General features: G+C 68.8%; 13 protein-coding genes and 1 rRNA gene. 11 read left to right on the plus strand and 3 right to left on the minus strand.

The annotated features are described in order from the left end of the window. Positions 1–203: 203 nt before the first annotated feature. From rrf to ACGLYG10_RS03795, 3 genes are all read left to right on the plus strand, one after another. Positions 204–325: ribosomal RNA gene (gene rrf / locus ACGLYG10_RS03785) — 5S ribosomal RNA — on the plus strand. A 273-nt stretch (positions 326–598) separates the two neighbouring features. Further along, positions 599–1,354 (plus strand): polyphosphate--glucose phosphotransferase, encoded by a 756-nt coding sequence (ppgK, locus tag ACGLYG10_RS03790; RefSeq protein WP_073328054.1) that lies wholly within the window; start codon positions 599–601, stop codon positions 1,352–1,354. A 54-nt stretch (positions 1,355–1,408) separates the two neighbouring features. Continuing rightward, positions 1,409–1,810 carry a NifB/NifX family molybdenum-iron cluster-binding protein gene (locus ACGLYG10_RS03795; RefSeq protein ID WP_211482972.1) on the plus strand — a complete coding sequence of 134 codons (402 nt, stop codon included), beginning with the start codon at positions 1,409–1,411 and terminating at the stop codon, positions 1,808–1,810. A 124-nt stretch (positions 1,811–1,934) separates the two neighbouring features. On the opposite strand, the gene deoD is transcribed toward ACGLYG10_RS03795, so the two are convergent. Further along, positions 1,935–2,651 carry a purine-nucleoside phosphorylase gene (deoD, locus tag ACGLYG10_RS03800; RefSeq protein WP_073328057.1) on the minus strand — a complete coding sequence of 239 codons (717 nt, stop codon included), beginning with the start codon at positions 2,649–2,651 and terminating at the stop codon, positions 1,935–1,937. 268 nt (positions 2,652–2,919) lie between these two features. Here deoD and ACGLYG10_RS03805 point away from each other — a divergent pair, with 268 nt between their 5' ends. The 8 genes from ACGLYG10_RS03805 to ACGLYG10_RS03840 all read left to right on the plus strand — a co-directional run bounded on the left by ACGLYG10_RS03805 (position 2,920) and on the right by ACGLYG10_RS03840 (position 12,685). Beyond that, positions 2,920–4,497 carry a sodium-dependent transporter gene (locus ACGLYG10_RS03805; RefSeq protein ID WP_073328059.1) on the plus strand — a complete coding sequence of 526 codons (1,578 nt, stop codon included), beginning with the start codon at positions 2,920–2,922 and terminating at the stop codon, positions 4,495–4,497. Position 4,498: 1 nt separating this feature from the next. Beyond that, on the plus strand, positions 4,499–4,672 hold the full coding sequence (locus tag ACGLYG10_RS03810) for a methionine/alanine import family NSS transporter small subunit (RefSeq protein WP_073328060.1): 174 nt from the start codon (positions 4,499–4,501) through the stop codon (positions 4,670–4,672). A 68-nt stretch (positions 4,673–4,740) separates the two neighbouring features. Further along, a complete protein-coding gene (locus ACGLYG10_RS03815) occupies positions 4,741–5,556 on the plus strand; it encodes an HAD-IIB family hydrolase (protein ID WP_073328062.1) in 816 nt (271 codons plus the stop codon). Between the two features lie 116 nt (positions 5,557–5,672). Continuing rightward, entirely contained in the window at positions 5,673–7,433 is a 1,761-nt protein-coding gene (locus tag ACGLYG10_RS03820; protein ID WP_244542561.1) for a metallophosphoesterase family protein, read from the plus strand. A gap of 138 nt (positions 7,434–7,571) precedes the next feature. Next, positions 7,572–8,309: a vitamin K epoxide reductase family protein gene (locus tag ACGLYG10_RS03825; RefSeq protein ID WP_073328065.1), complete on the plus strand. Its 738-nt coding sequence runs from the start codon at positions 7,572–7,574 to the stop codon at positions 8,307–8,309. Beyond that, positions 8,306–9,058 (plus strand): metal-dependent transcriptional regulator, encoded by a 753-nt coding sequence (locus tag ACGLYG10_RS03830; RefSeq protein WP_073328067.1) that lies wholly within the window; start codon positions 8,306–8,308, stop codon positions 9,056–9,058. The genes ACGLYG10_RS03825 and ACGLYG10_RS03830 overlap by 4 nt, the downstream gene beginning before the upstream one ends. Next, positions 9,055–9,525 (plus strand): HIT family protein, encoded by a 471-nt coding sequence (locus ACGLYG10_RS03835; RefSeq protein ID WP_073328068.1) that lies wholly within the window; start codon positions 9,055–9,057, stop codon positions 9,523–9,525. Before ACGLYG10_RS03830 ends, ACGLYG10_RS03835 begins: the two co-directional genes overlap by 4 nt. Before the next feature lie 199 nt (positions 9,526–9,724). Further along, the gene (locus ACGLYG10_RS03840) at positions 9,725–12,685 is read left to right on the plus strand and encodes a leucine--tRNA ligase (RefSeq protein WP_073328070.1); all 2,961 of its coding nucleotides are present in this window, start codon (positions 9,725–9,727) and stop codon (positions 12,683–12,685) included. Positions 12,686–12,741: 56 nt separating this feature from the next. Here the strand turns inward: ACGLYG10_RS03840 and ACGLYG10_RS03845 are convergent, their stop codons facing one another. Further along, on the minus strand, positions 12,742–13,821 hold the full coding sequence (locus ACGLYG10_RS03845) for a DUF1648 domain-containing protein (protein ID WP_170866448.1): 1,080 nt from the start codon (positions 13,819–13,821) through the stop codon (positions 12,742–12,744). A gap of 20 nt (positions 13,822–13,841) precedes the next feature. After that, complete coding sequence (locus tag ACGLYG10_RS03850) at positions 13,842–14,225, minus strand: GntR family transcriptional regulator (RefSeq protein ID WP_073328072.1); 384 nt, start codon at positions 14,223–14,225, stop codon at positions 13,842–13,844. Positions 14,226–14,307: the final 82 nt, after the last annotated feature.

Genomic DNA, 14,307 nt, shown 5'->3' on the forward strand with positions numbered 1-14,307 from the left:
CTTCCACAAGCAGCAGTGTTCAACCGGCAAACAACATGAGTTGAGTAGTTCTTTCAATCACTTGGTTTGTTTTTTGCGTCCGCTGTACGGTTCACAGGCAACCCACCCCCGGGCGGGTGCTGATATGTGAACAGGGTGTGTGGTGCGTGCGCGAGCGCCCGCCTGGCCTGGTTGTTTCTGGGTGGGTGTGGGTTGGTGTGTGTGCCGGTGGTCATAGCGGGGTGGGTCATGCCCGGTCTTTCCTTTCCGAACCCGGAAGCCAAGCCCCCCAGCGCCGATGGTACTGCCCCCGGAAGGCGGGTGGGAGAGTAGGACACTGCCGGCACGCTCACGAACCCACACCCACAACCACACCCCGGGGCCCCGGCCCGGGGGGCACACACCACACGCACAACACAACACAACCCACACAGGGCCCGCACACGCCAGGGCCCGCACACGGCCGTCCACACGCCACACCCACAGACGGACCTCTGGGCGTCCGAACGACACCACGAACACACGCGGCCGGAAGACGTCGCCCAAAACGGGCACCAACGGCCGTCCGACTCCGATATCCTCGCGGTACAGGCAGCAGGCGGAATTGGAGGAGGCTGCGATGACTTCGGTTGCGTGCGGGATTGATATCGGCGGTTCAGGTATCAAGGGTGCGCGTGTGGATCTCGACACCGGTGAGTTCATTGGTGACCGCATTCGGATCGAGACGCCACAGCCGTCTACACCGGATGCCGTGGCGGAGGTTTGTAAGCAGCTACTTGACGGCCTCGGCATCAGCGAGCACGTACCGGTAGGTATCGCCTTCCCGGCGCCTATCGTGCACGGCACAATCCCCTTCATTGCGAACCTCGACGACTCGTGGGCGGGAGTGAACCTCAACGAGCTGATGCTGCAGCACCTTGGGCGCCCCGTGACCGCACTGAACGACGCAGACGCCGCCGGCCTGGCCGAGGTCGCCTTCGGGGCCGCCAAGGGCGTCGCCGGAACGGTCATCGTGACCACGCTAGGTACCGGCATCGGCTCCGCCATCATCGTCGACGGCACCCTGGTGCCGAACACTGAGCTCGGCCACCTCGAGATCGACGGCTATGACGCTGAGAAGCGCGCCTCCTCGGGGCAGAAGGAGCTTCAGGACCTGTCGTGGAAGAAGTGGGCCAAGCGGCTGCAGCGGTACTACTCCCACGTGGAGATGCTGTTCTCACCGGACCTGTTCGTCGTTGGTGGAGGCGTGTCAAAGAAACACGAGAAGTTCCTGCCCAGACTCGACCTGAAGACTCCCATCGTTCCGGCGCAGCTGCTGAACACCGCGGGCATCGTGGGTGCTGCGTACCAGGCGTCGCGAGAGCAACACGACTGAGTCGGCGGATGTGGCCAAGTTCGTCGTATCTGCCCACGGGCTTACGCTGCTGCCATGAGCGATTCATTCACTGAGCCGATGATCGGGCCCGTGTCCACGGTCCTCATCCCCGTGACGACAGACGGTCAGGTGGAGCCGCGCTTCGGCCGTGCACCACGCGTCGCGGTGGTAAACGTCTCGGATGGGGTGATCACTCGCTGGCAGGAGTACCCTGTCGGCTGGGACGTCGCCCATGACGCCGGCACCGAGGGCTCACATCACGCCCGCATTGTCCGCTTCCTTAACGAGCATCGCGTCGACACGATCATTGCCGAGCATATGGGCGCAGGCATGCGACGCGTGGTGGGGCGTATGGGAATCCTCCTGCTGCCCACGCCCGGCGGCAACGCCCGTGCGGCGGTAGCAACCGCGTTGGCAGTGGCCGCTGCAGGAGACGCCGGAGCCGATCCTCGCTGAACGGTGCGGCGTATATACCGACACATACGCAAGTGGCGGGCCGAGCACCGTAAATGGGTGCTCGGCCCGCCACGCGTCGTCGCCTGGCGTCATGCACCAGCAGCTCGACGGCGATGGTTTGGAATCAGCTCAGGGCAGCGGCGACCGCGAGCTGGAGCGAGTCCTGGAAGCGGGTCTCTCGTTCGGCTGCGGTCATGTCACCGGAGTGGTCCAGCAGGTGGTCGGAGATAGTCAGCACCGCCAACGCCTGCTTGCCGAACTCGGCCGCCACCCCGTACAGGGCTGCCGCCTCCATCTCAACGCACAGGGTCCCGTAGGCGGACAGACGCTCCGTTTGCCCCTCGGGCGTGAAGTAGAAGTGATCGCGGGAGATGATCGTGCCGGTGTGCAGCCGCTCGCCCATGCCGGCCTCGACGCCCGCGCGATAGGCGGCCATGGCTAGGCGGAAGTCGGCGACGGCCGAGAAGTTCACGCCGGGGATGCGCAGCTGGTTCATCGCCGAATCGGTGTGGGCTCCGGTGGCAATCACAACATCACCCACATGCACCTGCTTGCCGATGCCACCGGCCGTGCCCACGCGAATGATTCGCTCAACCCCATACTGGCTGAACAGTTCAGTAGCGTAAATGGAGAAGGACGGCTGCCCCATGCCCGACCCCATCACCGACAGCGGCTTGCCGTCTACGGTGCCGGTGAAACCGAGCATGCCACGCACATCCGTAACCAGGCGGGCATCATCCAACAGTCCCTCCGCGATGCGCTGGGCGCGGCGCGGATCTCCGGGCATCAGCACCGCAGGGGCGAAGTCGCCGGGCTCGGCGGCAATGTGAGGCGTGGCCATGGTTGTCCTTTCAGTTGTCCGTCAACGTTGCGCTGTCAGCAGCTCCGGCGGTGCCGAGCAGTGCTGCGAGTGCGACAGGCCAGTCTCGCACATGCCGTGCCAGCTCGGGGGTGGAGATACCCAAGTCGTGCCATCTAAGGCTCCTGTCCGGATGGCGGGACGCCATAGGCAGGTGCTCCATCTGCGACTATCGTCCTAGCGATTCTAGGCCTGTGCCTTCGGCACCGGCGGCCGGCTTGCCGGTTACCCACAACCCGGAAGGTTCTTAATGCCATCCAGCCCCGGATCCTCAACCGCCGTACAGATGCCCGCACGCGAGCAGTGGAGCGGACAACTCGGATTCCTCTTGGCTGCCATCGGATCCGCGATCGGTCTGGGCAACATCTGGCGCTTCCCCGGCACCGCCTACACCAATGGCGGTGGCGCTTTCATGATCCCCTACATCATCGCCCTGTTGATCACCGGCCTGCCCGTGCTCTTCCTCGACTACGCGCTCGGACACCGTTTCCGCGGTTCTGCTCCGGCCGTCTTCCGCCGGGTATCCAAGCGGTTCGAGTGGCTCGGCTGGTGGCAGGTGTTCATCTGTTTTATCATCATGACCTATTACGCCGTGATCGTAGCCTGGGCGCTGCGCTACACGGTGTTCTCCTTCACCACCGCCTGGGGCGACGACGCCGCAGGCTTCTTCAGCGACTACATCGGCCAGACCAGTCTGGCCGACCCTTCCACCCCGGCGTACTCGCCGGTTCCGATCCTGGGGGTCGCCATCCCGCTGGCGCTGGTGTGGGCCTTCGGCATCTTCGTCGTGGCCCGTGGCATATCTCGCGGCGTGGAGCGCGCCAACCGGGTATTCCTGCCCGTACTGGTAGTCATGTTCGTCATCCTGGTGATCCGGGCCATCTTGCTGCCCGGAGCTACGGACGGCCTGAACACTCTGTTCACCCCCGACTGGAGTCGGCTGACTGATTACACCGTGTGGGTGGCCGCCTTCGGACAGATCTTCTTCTCCCTGTCCATCGGCTTCGGCATCATGCTCACCTACGCCTCCTACCTCAAGCGCCGTTCCAACCTGGTGGGTACCGGCTTCACCGCCGCCTTCGCCAACTCCTCCTTCGAGATCCTCGCCGGTATTGGCGTGTTCGCCACGCTGGGGTTCATGGCCCATGTCGAGGGCGTGTCGGTGGCCGATCTTGAGGGCATCCAGGGCGTCGGGCTTGCCTTCATCACCTTCCCGACCGTCATCTCGCAGATGCCGGGCGGTGCCTTGTTCGGTGTCCTGTTCTTCGCCTCCTTCTCAATGGCGGGGCTGACCTCCTTCATCTCCATCCTGCAGGTGGTCGCTCCCGCCATCGGTGAGAAGCTCGGCCTGTCCAACGGCAAGGCCACGCTGGCGGCCGGACTGCCCAGTGCCGCGCTGTCATTCATCCTGTTCAGCACCGGTTCGGGACTGTGGGATCTGGATATCGTCGACGCCTACATCAACTACATCGGCGTGGTCGGCTCCGCCATTGTCATGTGCGTCGGCCTCGGCCTGGTGCTGCGTCGGCTGAAGGAGCTGCAGCGTCATCTCAACCTGGTCTCCGACACCCGCATCATTGGCGGCTGGTGGCGTGGCCTGGTGGCGGTAATCGCCCCGCTGCTCCTGGGCTACATGTTCGTCCAGAACGTCTGGTCCTATGCGACCAACGGCTATGACGCGTATTCCGCCGGTCTGCAGGGTGTGTTCGGATGGGGCGTGATCTTCCTCGTCGTAGTCGCCACGATTGTGTTCACACGCATGCCCTGGCGCACGCCGGTAGACGACTACGCGCCTCTTAACCTGGATGTGCTTGAGGAGGTGAAGTGAGATGACCGGACCGGCAATCGCCGTAATGCTCGTCGCCATCGTGATCATCTGGGGCGGTCTGGCCGTCTCCGTGACGGCCCTGGTCGTGCGCGGACGCCGTGAGGACGTTGAGGCCCGGGAGGCCGCGCTGGCTGCCGCCCACGAGCACCTCAAGCACCCGCAGGACGATCGGTGAGGATACGGGACACTCCCGCGCCCGGACCTGGTTTCGTAGCAGCGCAAACGTGCGCCACAATGCACCCCATGCGCTCGACTCCGCTGCGGCCCGCCGCCGCCGACACACCCGCTGCACCCCGGCTGGTCGCCTTCGACCTGGACGGGACGCTCGCCCCCTCCAAGTCGCCGATGCCCGAGCCCATGGCCACTGCGCTGCGTGCCCTGCTGGACGTCGTGCCAGTGTGCATCATCTCCGGTGGTCAGATCGGGCAGTTCCGTGAGCAGGTACTCGCCCGTCTGAACGCCAGCGACGACGAGCTGGGTCGGCTCCACCTCATGCCCACCTGCGGCACCCGCTACTACATGCACAATCCCGATGACGGCGACTGGACGCTGGTCTACGCCAACGACCTCACGCCCGCCCAGGTTGAGCAGGCGTGCACCGTCGTCGAGGCGGAGGCCCGCCGTCTGGGGCTGTGGGAGGAGCACACCTGGGGACCGGCCCTGGAGGACCGCGGCAGTCAGATCACCTTCTCCGCCCTGGGACAGGAGGCGCCGTTGGACGCCAAACAGGCTTGGGACCCCACGGGGGAGAAGAAGGGCCGCCTGCGTGACGCCGTCGCCGCCCTCCTACCAGACCTGGAGGTCCGTTCCGGCGGCTCCACCAGCGTGGACATCACCCGCAAGGGCATCGACAAGGCCTACGGCATGAACCGGCTCGCCGAGGTCACCGGCATCCCCTTGAAGCAGATGCTGTTCGTGGGTGACCGGCTGGACCCCGAAGGCAACGACTACCCGGTCAAAGCGCTGGGCGTGCCCTGCCAGGCGGTGGACACCTGGGAGGACACGGCCACATTCGTCGCGGACCTGGCCGCGCGCCTAACGGCGGGGGAGCGGAGCTGACCGGCGTGCCTAAGGCTCGGCGGGACACCCGCGGCGTTCTCACCGGACGGCTCGGCCAGCTGCATGACGGCCCTCGCCGCTGGTGGCGATCCCGTACGGCCCGGTTCCGCAAGGGCGTGCGCACTGCCCTGCTGCTGCTCCTGAGCACCCTGGCGTCGTTGGCGATTGGTGTGTCCACCGCGACCGCGTCCTCACCCCTGGGACCGCACGAGGCCGAGTGGTCGGTCACTCTGGACTCCACACTCACCGTCGACCTCGGTCCACTCGGCTCGGTGGTGCTGGACTCGCCTGCCGGCTTGCTCGGTGTCGAGGTGGTCGTCGGCGAGATCCCGGGAGAGCCCGATCCCGACGCCGTCTCCCCCGACACCCTCGGCCAGGCGCTCAGCTCCGACGGAGCCGCCTACGTCGCCCTGGTTGCCCACCCCGAACTGACGATCGAGCGCGGCCTGCGGGCCCTGGCCGACGACGCCCTGCGGCGCGCCGGCCTGGTCGAGTCGGTACTGCTGAGTCTGGTTACGGTCGGACGCCTGGCCGGACCGCGACCGCCTCGCCGCAGTCCACGCCGCCTACCCCGCAACGCCAAGGTCCTGGCGTTCGCGTCCGCCGCCGCGGTCGCGATCGCCGTCGTCGTCCCGGCCGTGCGCAGTGGCCCGCAGCCGGGCGCCCGGCTGGAAGTACTTGCGGGCACGCCTGTTCAAGACGCGCGTCTGTCCGGACGGGTCGCCGACATCGTGCAGGCATATGGTCCGCGCGTTTCCGCCTTCCTGGAGGAGAACACCGCCTTCTACACGGCCGCCGAGCAAAACCTGCGGGTGGCGTGGCAGGCCTCCGCCGCGGTCGACGGCGCCGTCGACGTCACCGCGGTCGACGGCGCGGTGGATGAGGACGCTGTGGCGGAGGCCTTCCGGGCGGCTTCCGCCCGCGGTACCACGCCGATGGCGGTAGCCACTCCCGAGATCGCCCCGCTGCCGACGGCCACCCCCGAGGCCAGGCCCACCGCGGCCCCAACCACCCCGGTCACGGGCAGCTGGGCGGTCGACCAGGGGGAGACCACCACCGCGGTGCTATCCACCGACCTGCACTGCAACCTTGACGTCATCGCCTTCACCGGCGTGCTGGACGAGCTCGCGGGCGCCGACATCCACATGGATGACGGCGACCTGACGATGACCGGCAGTCAGCCCGAGTCGATCTGCGTGGACGCCCTGTCCAACGCGGTCCCCGCCGGCGTCGCCCGGGTAGCCACCATCGGCAATCACGACTCCGAATCCACCGCCGAGCGACTGCGCGCCCAGGGGTGGACCGTCACCGACGGCACCGTGCGGGAGGTGGCCGGGCTGAACGTACTCGGCGACGTCGACCCCGACCGCACGTCCGCCAGTGGCACCGTCCCCCGCGGGAGCGAGGATGCAGCCGGGCTGGGCGCTCGCCTGGCCGAGGTCTCCTGCCAGGCGGAGCAGGCGGGCAACCGGGCCGACGTGGTGCTCATTCACCAGCCCTACACTTTCGATCCGCTGATCGCGGATGGCTGTACCCCGCTGCTGCTCGCTGGCCACGTTCACCAGGAACGGGGCGTGACCACCACCGACGGCGGAAAACTCGCCGTCACCCAGCTGGTCTCCGGCGCCGGCAAGGGCGGTACCTCCATCGGTGAGGTCACCGACGACGCCTACCTGCACCTGCTGTCCTTCAACGCCGACGGCGACCTGCTCGCCTGGCGCACCGTGACCCTGCACCCGGACGCCTCGGTGACCGTGGGCGCCTGGGAGGCGGTGCCCGCCGCGCAGGAGGCCGACGACCAGGCTGCGCAGAAGACGGACGATACGGTCGAGCAGAACACGGAGGCCGCGCACGGCGGAGACAGCGCAGCCGACTAGGCCGCGCAGGCGGGCGGCCCCTGCCGACGTGATCAACGCCGATTCGCGCCAAGACGGCCGTGAGGCACAATTGGGGCGCGCGTCCCGGAGCGGCCGGGGCGCGCCCATGTCCCCGGGAGAGGCTGAGGAGATCCGGCGATGACACACGTGCCCACACAGGCCGAGGTCGACGCGATGATCGACGCGATGAGTGAGGAGGAGCTGGACGCCTATCTGGCCGGTGAATCCAGCCTCGCGGTTGGCGCGACCGCCCCGGACGTGAACGCCGGCGGGCCCGAAACCGACGCCACCGCCACCGGCGCCCCCCGCTCCTACGCCGTACTGCTCGTGATCGGCTCCCTGATCGGCATCGGCGCCTGCTGGGAACTGATTGCCAGCCAGATCAGCCAGTTGCGCGACCCCGACGCCACCCTCGTCTGCGACGTCAGCCCGCTGGTCTCCTGCGGGGACTCCTTGAATGCGTGGCAGGGCAATCTGCTGGGCGTGCCCAACGCCTTCGTCGGCGGCATGGCCTTCGCCGTGCTGACGCTGATTGGGATGTTGCTCGCCGCGGGGGTGCGGCTGCCCCGCTGGGTCTGGTGGGGCCTGGTGGCCGGCACCGTCTGCGGTATCGGCTTCGTGGCCTGGTTCCTGGTCACATCGGTGCTCACCTTCGGCAAGCTCTGCCCGTTCTGCACCCTGATCTGGCTGGTGACCATACCGATCGCCACCAACACGTGGGGGCGCGCCGCCGCGGGCGGGCACTTGGGGCTGCCTCCCGCCGCCTCTCGTCGGCTGCTGGCCGGGCGCTGGTGGATCGCCGGGGCCATGTACGCCGTCATCGCCGTCATCGTGCTGGTGGCGTTCTGGGACGGCTGGGTGGCGATGCTCCGGTGACGGCGGCCGCCCAGACCCCGGTCGACAGTTCGGCCGTCACCCAGGACTACCTCAAGGCCGTATGGGCGGCCAGCGAATGGGGCGGCAAGGGCGCCTCCATCACCGGCCTGGCCCGGCGCATGGGGGTGGCGCCGTCGACCGCCTCGGAGAATGTGGCCCGCCTGGTGGAGGCGGGACTGCTCGAACACGCCCCCTACCGGGCCGTCACCCTGTCCGACCGCGGGCGGCGCCTGGCACGGGCAATGGTGCGTCGGCACCGCCTGCTGGAGACCTACCTGGTGGCGGCGCTCGGTTTTGAGTGGGATGAGGTCCACGCCGAGGCGGAGGTGCTCGAGCACGCGGTCTCCGACCGGCTGCTGTCCGCCCTCGACGCCGCCCTGGGGCATCCGGCCCGGGACCCGCATGGCGACCCCATCCCGGCGGCGGACGGCAGCGTCGTCGTCCCCGCCCTGTGTGCCCTCGAAACCCTCCAAATCGGGCAGTCCGGAGTGGTGGGCCGCATCCGGGACGACCCGGCCCTCCTGAAGCAGCTGACCCGCGCCGGCATCGGGCTGGACACCCGCATCGTCGTCTTCGGGCGTGATGGCTCCGAGGACGGGCGGCCCACCAGCAGCGTGCGCGCGGTGCGGCCCGAGGGCGACACGGCGGCGGACCCGGTCGACGCCGTCGTCCCGGCGGGGAGCCTGTGGGTGCTGGCACCCTCGGAGCCGGCGGAGACACGGCCACAATCATCTACGCTGGGTCTGTGACCGACACAACCAGCCCCGCACCATCCGTGTTCACCAAGATCATTGGCGGCGAGCTGCCCGGGCGCTTCGTCTGGGCCGACGAGCTCTGCGTCGCCTTCGCCACCATCGCCCCGCACACCGACGGGCACGTCCTGGTCGTGCCCCGGCAGCAGGTCGTCTCCTACGTGGACGCCTCCGACGAGCTCATCGCCCACCTGGCCATCGTCGCCAAGCGCATCGGCCGCGCCCAGACGCGCGTGTTCGACGCCGCGCGCGCCGCCGTCATGGTGGTGGGCTACGAGGTGGACCACCTGCACCTGCACGTGCTGCCCATCCGCGCCGAGGCGGATGTGGCGCCGGCAGCCGCCCGGCACGACGTGCCCGCCGCCGAACTCGACGCCGCCATGGAGCGCCTGCGCGCGGGCCTGCGCGAAGACGGCTGGGGCGGGAACGTACCCGCTGCCCTGGGCTCCCCGGCCCTGGCCTGAGGTCCCTCCGAACCTGCGCGCGCGTCGGACCGGCCCGGACGTGACCGGCGTCGCGGCTCCACCAATCGGACCGGCACCGGCGCCGGGCCGGGTGGGGGATAGGCTGGCCCGCAGCAACGGGGCCGCGCGCCGTTCGGCCTGCCCGCCGACGGCGCAGCGGCCCCGCCCCATCCACACGACCTAAGGGAGCACTCCCGCGATGACGGAGAACAGCCGGGCGCAGCAGACCACCGACAACCCCACGCCATACCGGTACACGGCCGACCTGGCCGGACGCCTGGAGACCGCCTGGCAGGACCGGTGGGAGCGCGAGGGGACCTTCAACGCCGACAACCCCGTCGGCGCCCTGGCCGGCCCCGACGCCGCCAAGGAGAAGTTCTTCCTGCTGGACATGTTCCCCTACCCCTCCGGTAAGGGCCTGCACGTGGGGCACCCGCTGGGCTACATCGCCACCGACGTCGTGGCTCGCTTCACCCGCATGACCGGCAAGAACGTCCTGTACACCATGGGGTACGACGCCTTCGGCCTGCCCGCCGAGCAGTACGCCGTCGCCACCGGACAGCATCCGCGCATCTCCACCGAGGCCAATATCGCCAATATGCGCCGGCAGCTGCGCCGGCTCGGCCTGTCCCACGATCCGCGCCGTTCGCTGGCCACCATCGACGTTGACTACGTGCGCTGGACCCAGTGGATCTTCCTGCAGGTGTACAACTCCTGGTTCGACCCGGACGCCCCCCGCCGCGACGGCCGCGGCACCGGCGCCGCCCGCCCCGTGAGTGAACTGATCGAGAAGCTCGCCTCCGGGCAGATCCCCACCCCCGACGGGCGCCCCTGGGCGGAGCTGACGCCGGGGGAGCAGGCCGACATCGTCGACTCCCACCGGCTCGCCTACGTCTCCTCAGCCCCGGTCAACTGGTGCCCCGGACTCGGAACCGTCCTGGCCAACGAGGAGGTCACCAGTGAGGGCCGCTCCGAGCGCGGCAACTACCCCGTATTCAAGCGAAACCTGCGCCAGTGGATGATGCGCATCACCGCCTACGGCGACCGGCTGGCCGAGGACCTGGACACGGTGGACTGGCCCGAGAAGGTCAAGACCATGCAGCGCAACTGGATCGGCCGCTCCGAGGGCGCCGAGGTGACCTTCGCCCTGCCCGAGGCCGACGCCGTCGGCGCCAGCCAGAACGAGCTGACCGTCTACACCACGCGCCCCGACACCCTGTTCGGCGCCACCTTCATGGTGGTCGCCCCCGAGCACCCGCTGCTGGGCGGCCTGTCCGGCGCCAGCCCGGAGCAGGATGCCGCCGCCCTGACCGTGCCGCAGGCCTGGCCCGAGGGCACCCGTGACGCCTGGACCGGCGGTTACGCCACCCCGGCGGAGGCGGTGGCCGCCTACCGGGCCCGCGCCGCCCAGGCCACGGAGGCCGAGCGTACCGACACCGAGCGCACCAAGACCGGCGTCTTCACGGGGCTGTTCGGTACCAACCCCGTCAACGGCGCACAGGTGCCCGTCTTCGTCGCGGACTACGTGCTCATGGGTTACGGCACCGGTGCCATCATGGCCGTCCCCTCCGGCGACCAGCGCGACTGGGACTTCGCCCGCGCCTACGACCTCGACATCATCGCCACCATCGCCCCACCGGAGGGATTCTCCCTGGACGAGGCCGCCTGGACCGGCGACGGGCAGATCATCAACTCCGCGAACGCCGAGATCGACCTCAACGGCATGGGCAAGGACGAGGCCAAGGCCGCCATGACCGCCTGGCTGGAGTCCAAGGGCTACGGGCACGGCGCCGTCACCTACCGACTGCGCGACTGGCTGTTCTCCCGCCAGCGCTACTGGGGCGAGCCCTTCCCGATCGTCTGGGACGAGGACGGTCGCCCCCACGCCCTGCCGGAGTCCATGCTTCCGGTGGAGTTGCCCGAGGTCAGCGACTACTCCCCGCGCACCTACGACCCCGACGACGCCATCTCCTCCCCGGAGGCGCCGCTGGGCAAGGCGAGCGAGTGGGTGGAGGTCGAGCTCGACCTCGGTGACGGGCTCAAGACCTACCGGCGCGAGACCAACACCATGCCCCAGTGGGCCGGCTCCTGCTGGTACGAGCTGCGCTACATCGACCCCACCGACGCCGAGCACCTGGTCGATCCCACCAACGAGGCCTACTGGATGGGGCCCCACCCCGAGGCCGGCAATACCTCCGGCGGCACCGACCTGTACGTCGGCGGCGTCGAGCACGCCGTCCTGCACCTGCTCTACTCCCGCTTCTGGCACAAGGTGCTCTTCGACCTGGGGGTCGTGTCCTCCTCCGAGCCGTACCACAAGCTGTTCAACCAGGGCTACGTGCAGGCCTACGCCTACACCGACGCCCGGGGACAGTACGTGCCCGCCGACGAGGTCGAGGAGACCCAGGACGAGGCCGGCAAGCCCGTCTTCACCTGGCAGGGGCAGCCCGTGAGCCGCGAGTACGGCAAGATGGGCAAGTCCTTGAAGAACATCGTCACCCCCGATGACATGTACGACGCCTACGGCGCCGACACCTTCCGCGTCTACGAGATGAGCATGGGCCCGCTCGACCAGGACCGCCCCTGGGACACCCGCGCCGTCGCCGGCGCCCAGCGCTTCCTGCAGCGGCTGTGGCGCAACGTCGTCGACGAGACCAGCGGCGAGGTGACGGTGTCCGACGCTCCCGCCGATGAGGCCACCCGGCGCCTGGTCGCCCGCACCATCGTGGGCGTGCGCGATGACTATGAGGGCATGCGCCTGAACACGGCGATCGCCAAGCTGATCGTACTCAACAACCACCTCACCGGTTTGAAGACCGTGCCGCGCGAGGCCGTGGAGACCCTGGTGCTCATGGCCGCGCCCGTCGCCCCGCACATCTGCGAGGAGATCTGGCAGCGGCTCGGGCACACCCGCTCGCTCGCCCACGAGCCCTTCCCGGTGGTCACCGACGAGACGCTGTTGGCGGCCGAGAAGGTCACCTGCGTGGTGCAGGTCAAGGGCAAGGTCCGCGACCGCCTGGAGGTCGACCCCGACATCGACGCCGCCGAGCTGGAGAAGCTGGCCCTGGCCGCCCCCGGCGTGGTCCGCGCTCTAGACGGCCGCGGCGTGCGCAAGGTGATCGTGCGCGCCCCCAAGCTGGTGAGCGTCGTCCCCGAGTGAGGGGGCGGCGCCCCACCGGGCGCGTGTGGTGGTCTCGGCGGTTGGCTATCAGCCGGTCACAGCAGGATGCACACGCCGATGACGACCACCAGGTTGATCAGTATGAAGACTGCGAGCGCCCGCCCGACCGGGTGCCCGTAGTTCAGGTCGACGCCGACGCCGGCGCGTTTGGGCACCAGCAGCGAGGGGTCCGCGCGGTTGACGTAGAACAACCCGCCGAGCCACAGCTCGTCGTCGTCGGGGGAGTCGGCATCCACGGGTGTGAGCCGGCGTGTGAACCGCCGGGAGAGTCGGATCAAGTCGGCGATCATCCACATGATCAGCAGGCAGGTGACCGTCACCGTGATAGCCAGCCACCAGCGCGCGGCGGCCGGTGATTTCGCAAGCGGCAACACCAGGATGCCGGCGAAGGAGACGCCCGTGGCCAGGGCCAGCGGTCCCATCACCCGGTCGATCAGGTGCGCCTGGGCGAGGGTGAGCCGCCGAGTTCGGCTCCGGTCGCCGTCGACGGGGATGCTCGCGAGCAATCTGCGGCGGACGATTCTGGTGCACAGCGCCACCACGGCGACCAGACCGAGGCCGATGGCCGCAGGCAGTAGCACCTGCAGGGGACTGCGCCGCGCCCAGCCGTCGACGGTGCCGTCGGCTCCCCAGTGGATCGGCAGTGGGTCGGGCAGCGTGTCGTAGCGCAGCAGCACGAAGACCGCGGCGACCAACAGTAGGAGCACCGAGGCGACGTACCAGGGCATTGCGCCGCCGGATTCCTCGGGGGTGCCGATCGGGGCCAGCTTTCGCACCCGCCGGTCCTCGTACCAGCCCTCCTGCCGTTTGGCCTCGATGATGGGCAGGCGCACGACCGTCCAGGACGCGAAACCCGCGCCCAACTGCGCCAACATGACGATCACGGGCAGGCCCGGGCGGCTGGCGGAGATGCCGCTTAAGTGCAGCAGCGCAATCGCCGCCACCGCGACGGCGGCGCCGAATAGGCAGCATCTGTGCCATGCGCGAATGGCGCGACGCACGACCGGTGCGTTGACGTGGTCGGCGGGTACCGACACGCCCAGTGGGAGCGTGTCCCGGGAGATGGCCGGAGTCGCCCAGAACGCCAGGCCCAGCACGACGGCGGTCAAGCTCATGCTTACGGTGTAGGCCAGCATTAGCGTTCGCTCCCCACCGGTGAGAGCGTGTCGAGCTGGTGGGCGGCGGCGTCGAGGATCTGCTTCTCGGCCAGGCCGTGTGCGCGGGCCTCGGCCAGTAGCGTGCGCAGCCGCGACTGCCACGCGGCGGCCTCGGTCCAGTCACCCGCAGGAGCGATGACGGTGCCGGACTTGGCGTTGGTGACAACCAAGCCCTCGGCGCGCAGAAGATCGTAGGCCTTGGAGACGGTGGCCGGGTTGATGGCGAAGGCTCCGGCGAGGGCGCGCACGGAGGGCAAACGCTGGCCGGGCGGCAGCTCGCCGCGCGCAATTCCTTCCACGATCCGGTCGCGGATCTGCTGGTAGATCGGGGTGGGGGACAGGGGGTCGATTTCCAGGTCCATGCTGCGAACTCCCGGTGAGGGCACGACGAACTGATCTGTACTGCTAATACTAGTACAGATGGTGTAGGTGGGTCAGGTGCGT

The organism is Actinomyces glycerinitolerans, from assembly GCF_900098745.1.
GTDB lineage: Bacteria > Actinomycetota > Actinomycetes > Actinomycetales > Actinomycetaceae > Actinomyces > Actinomyces glycerinitolerans.

What these genes read in the sequence shown, in the direction of transcription:
- ACGLYG10_RS03815 (WP_073328062.1), top strand. Translation starts at nt 4,741, where the DNA reads ATGCGCTCGACTCCGCTGCGGCCCGCCGCCGCCGACACACCCGCTGCA.
- ACGLYG10_RS03825 (WP_073328065.1), top strand. Translation starts at nt 7,572, where the DNA reads ATGACACACGTGCCCACACAGGCCGAGGTCGACGCGATGATCGACGCG.
- ACGLYG10_RS03795 (WP_211482972.1), top strand. Translation starts at nt 1,409, where the DNA reads ATGAGCGATTCATTCACTGAGCCGATGATCGGGCCCGTGTCCACGGTC.
- ACGLYG10_RS03845 (WP_170866448.1), bottom strand. Translation starts at nt 13,821, where the DNA reads ATGAGCTTGACCGCCGTCGTGCTGGGCCTGGCGTTCTGGGCGACTCCG.
- ACGLYG10_RS03840 (WP_073328070.1), top strand. Translation starts at nt 9,725, where the DNA reads ATGACGGAGAACAGCCGGGCGCAGCAGACCACCGACAACCCCACGCCA.
- ACGLYG10_RS03850 (WP_073328072.1), bottom strand. Translation starts at nt 14,225, where the DNA reads ATGGACCTGGAAATCGACCCCCTGTCCCCCACCCCGATCTACCAGCAG.
- ppgK (WP_073328054.1), top strand. Translation starts at nt 599, where the DNA reads ATGACTTCGGTTGCGTGCGGGATTGATATCGGCGGTTCAGGTATCAAG.
- deoD (WP_073328057.1), bottom strand. Translation starts at nt 2,651, where the DNA reads ATGGCCACGCCTCACATTGCCGCCGAGCCCGGCGACTTCGCCCCTGCG.
- ACGLYG10_RS03810 (WP_073328060.1), top strand. Translation starts at nt 4,499, where the DNA reads ATGACCGGACCGGCAATCGCCGTAATGCTCGTCGCCATCGTGATCATC.
- ACGLYG10_RS03805 (WP_073328059.1), top strand. Translation starts at nt 2,920, where the DNA reads ATGCCATCCAGCCCCGGATCCTCAACCGCCGTACAGATGCCCGCACGC.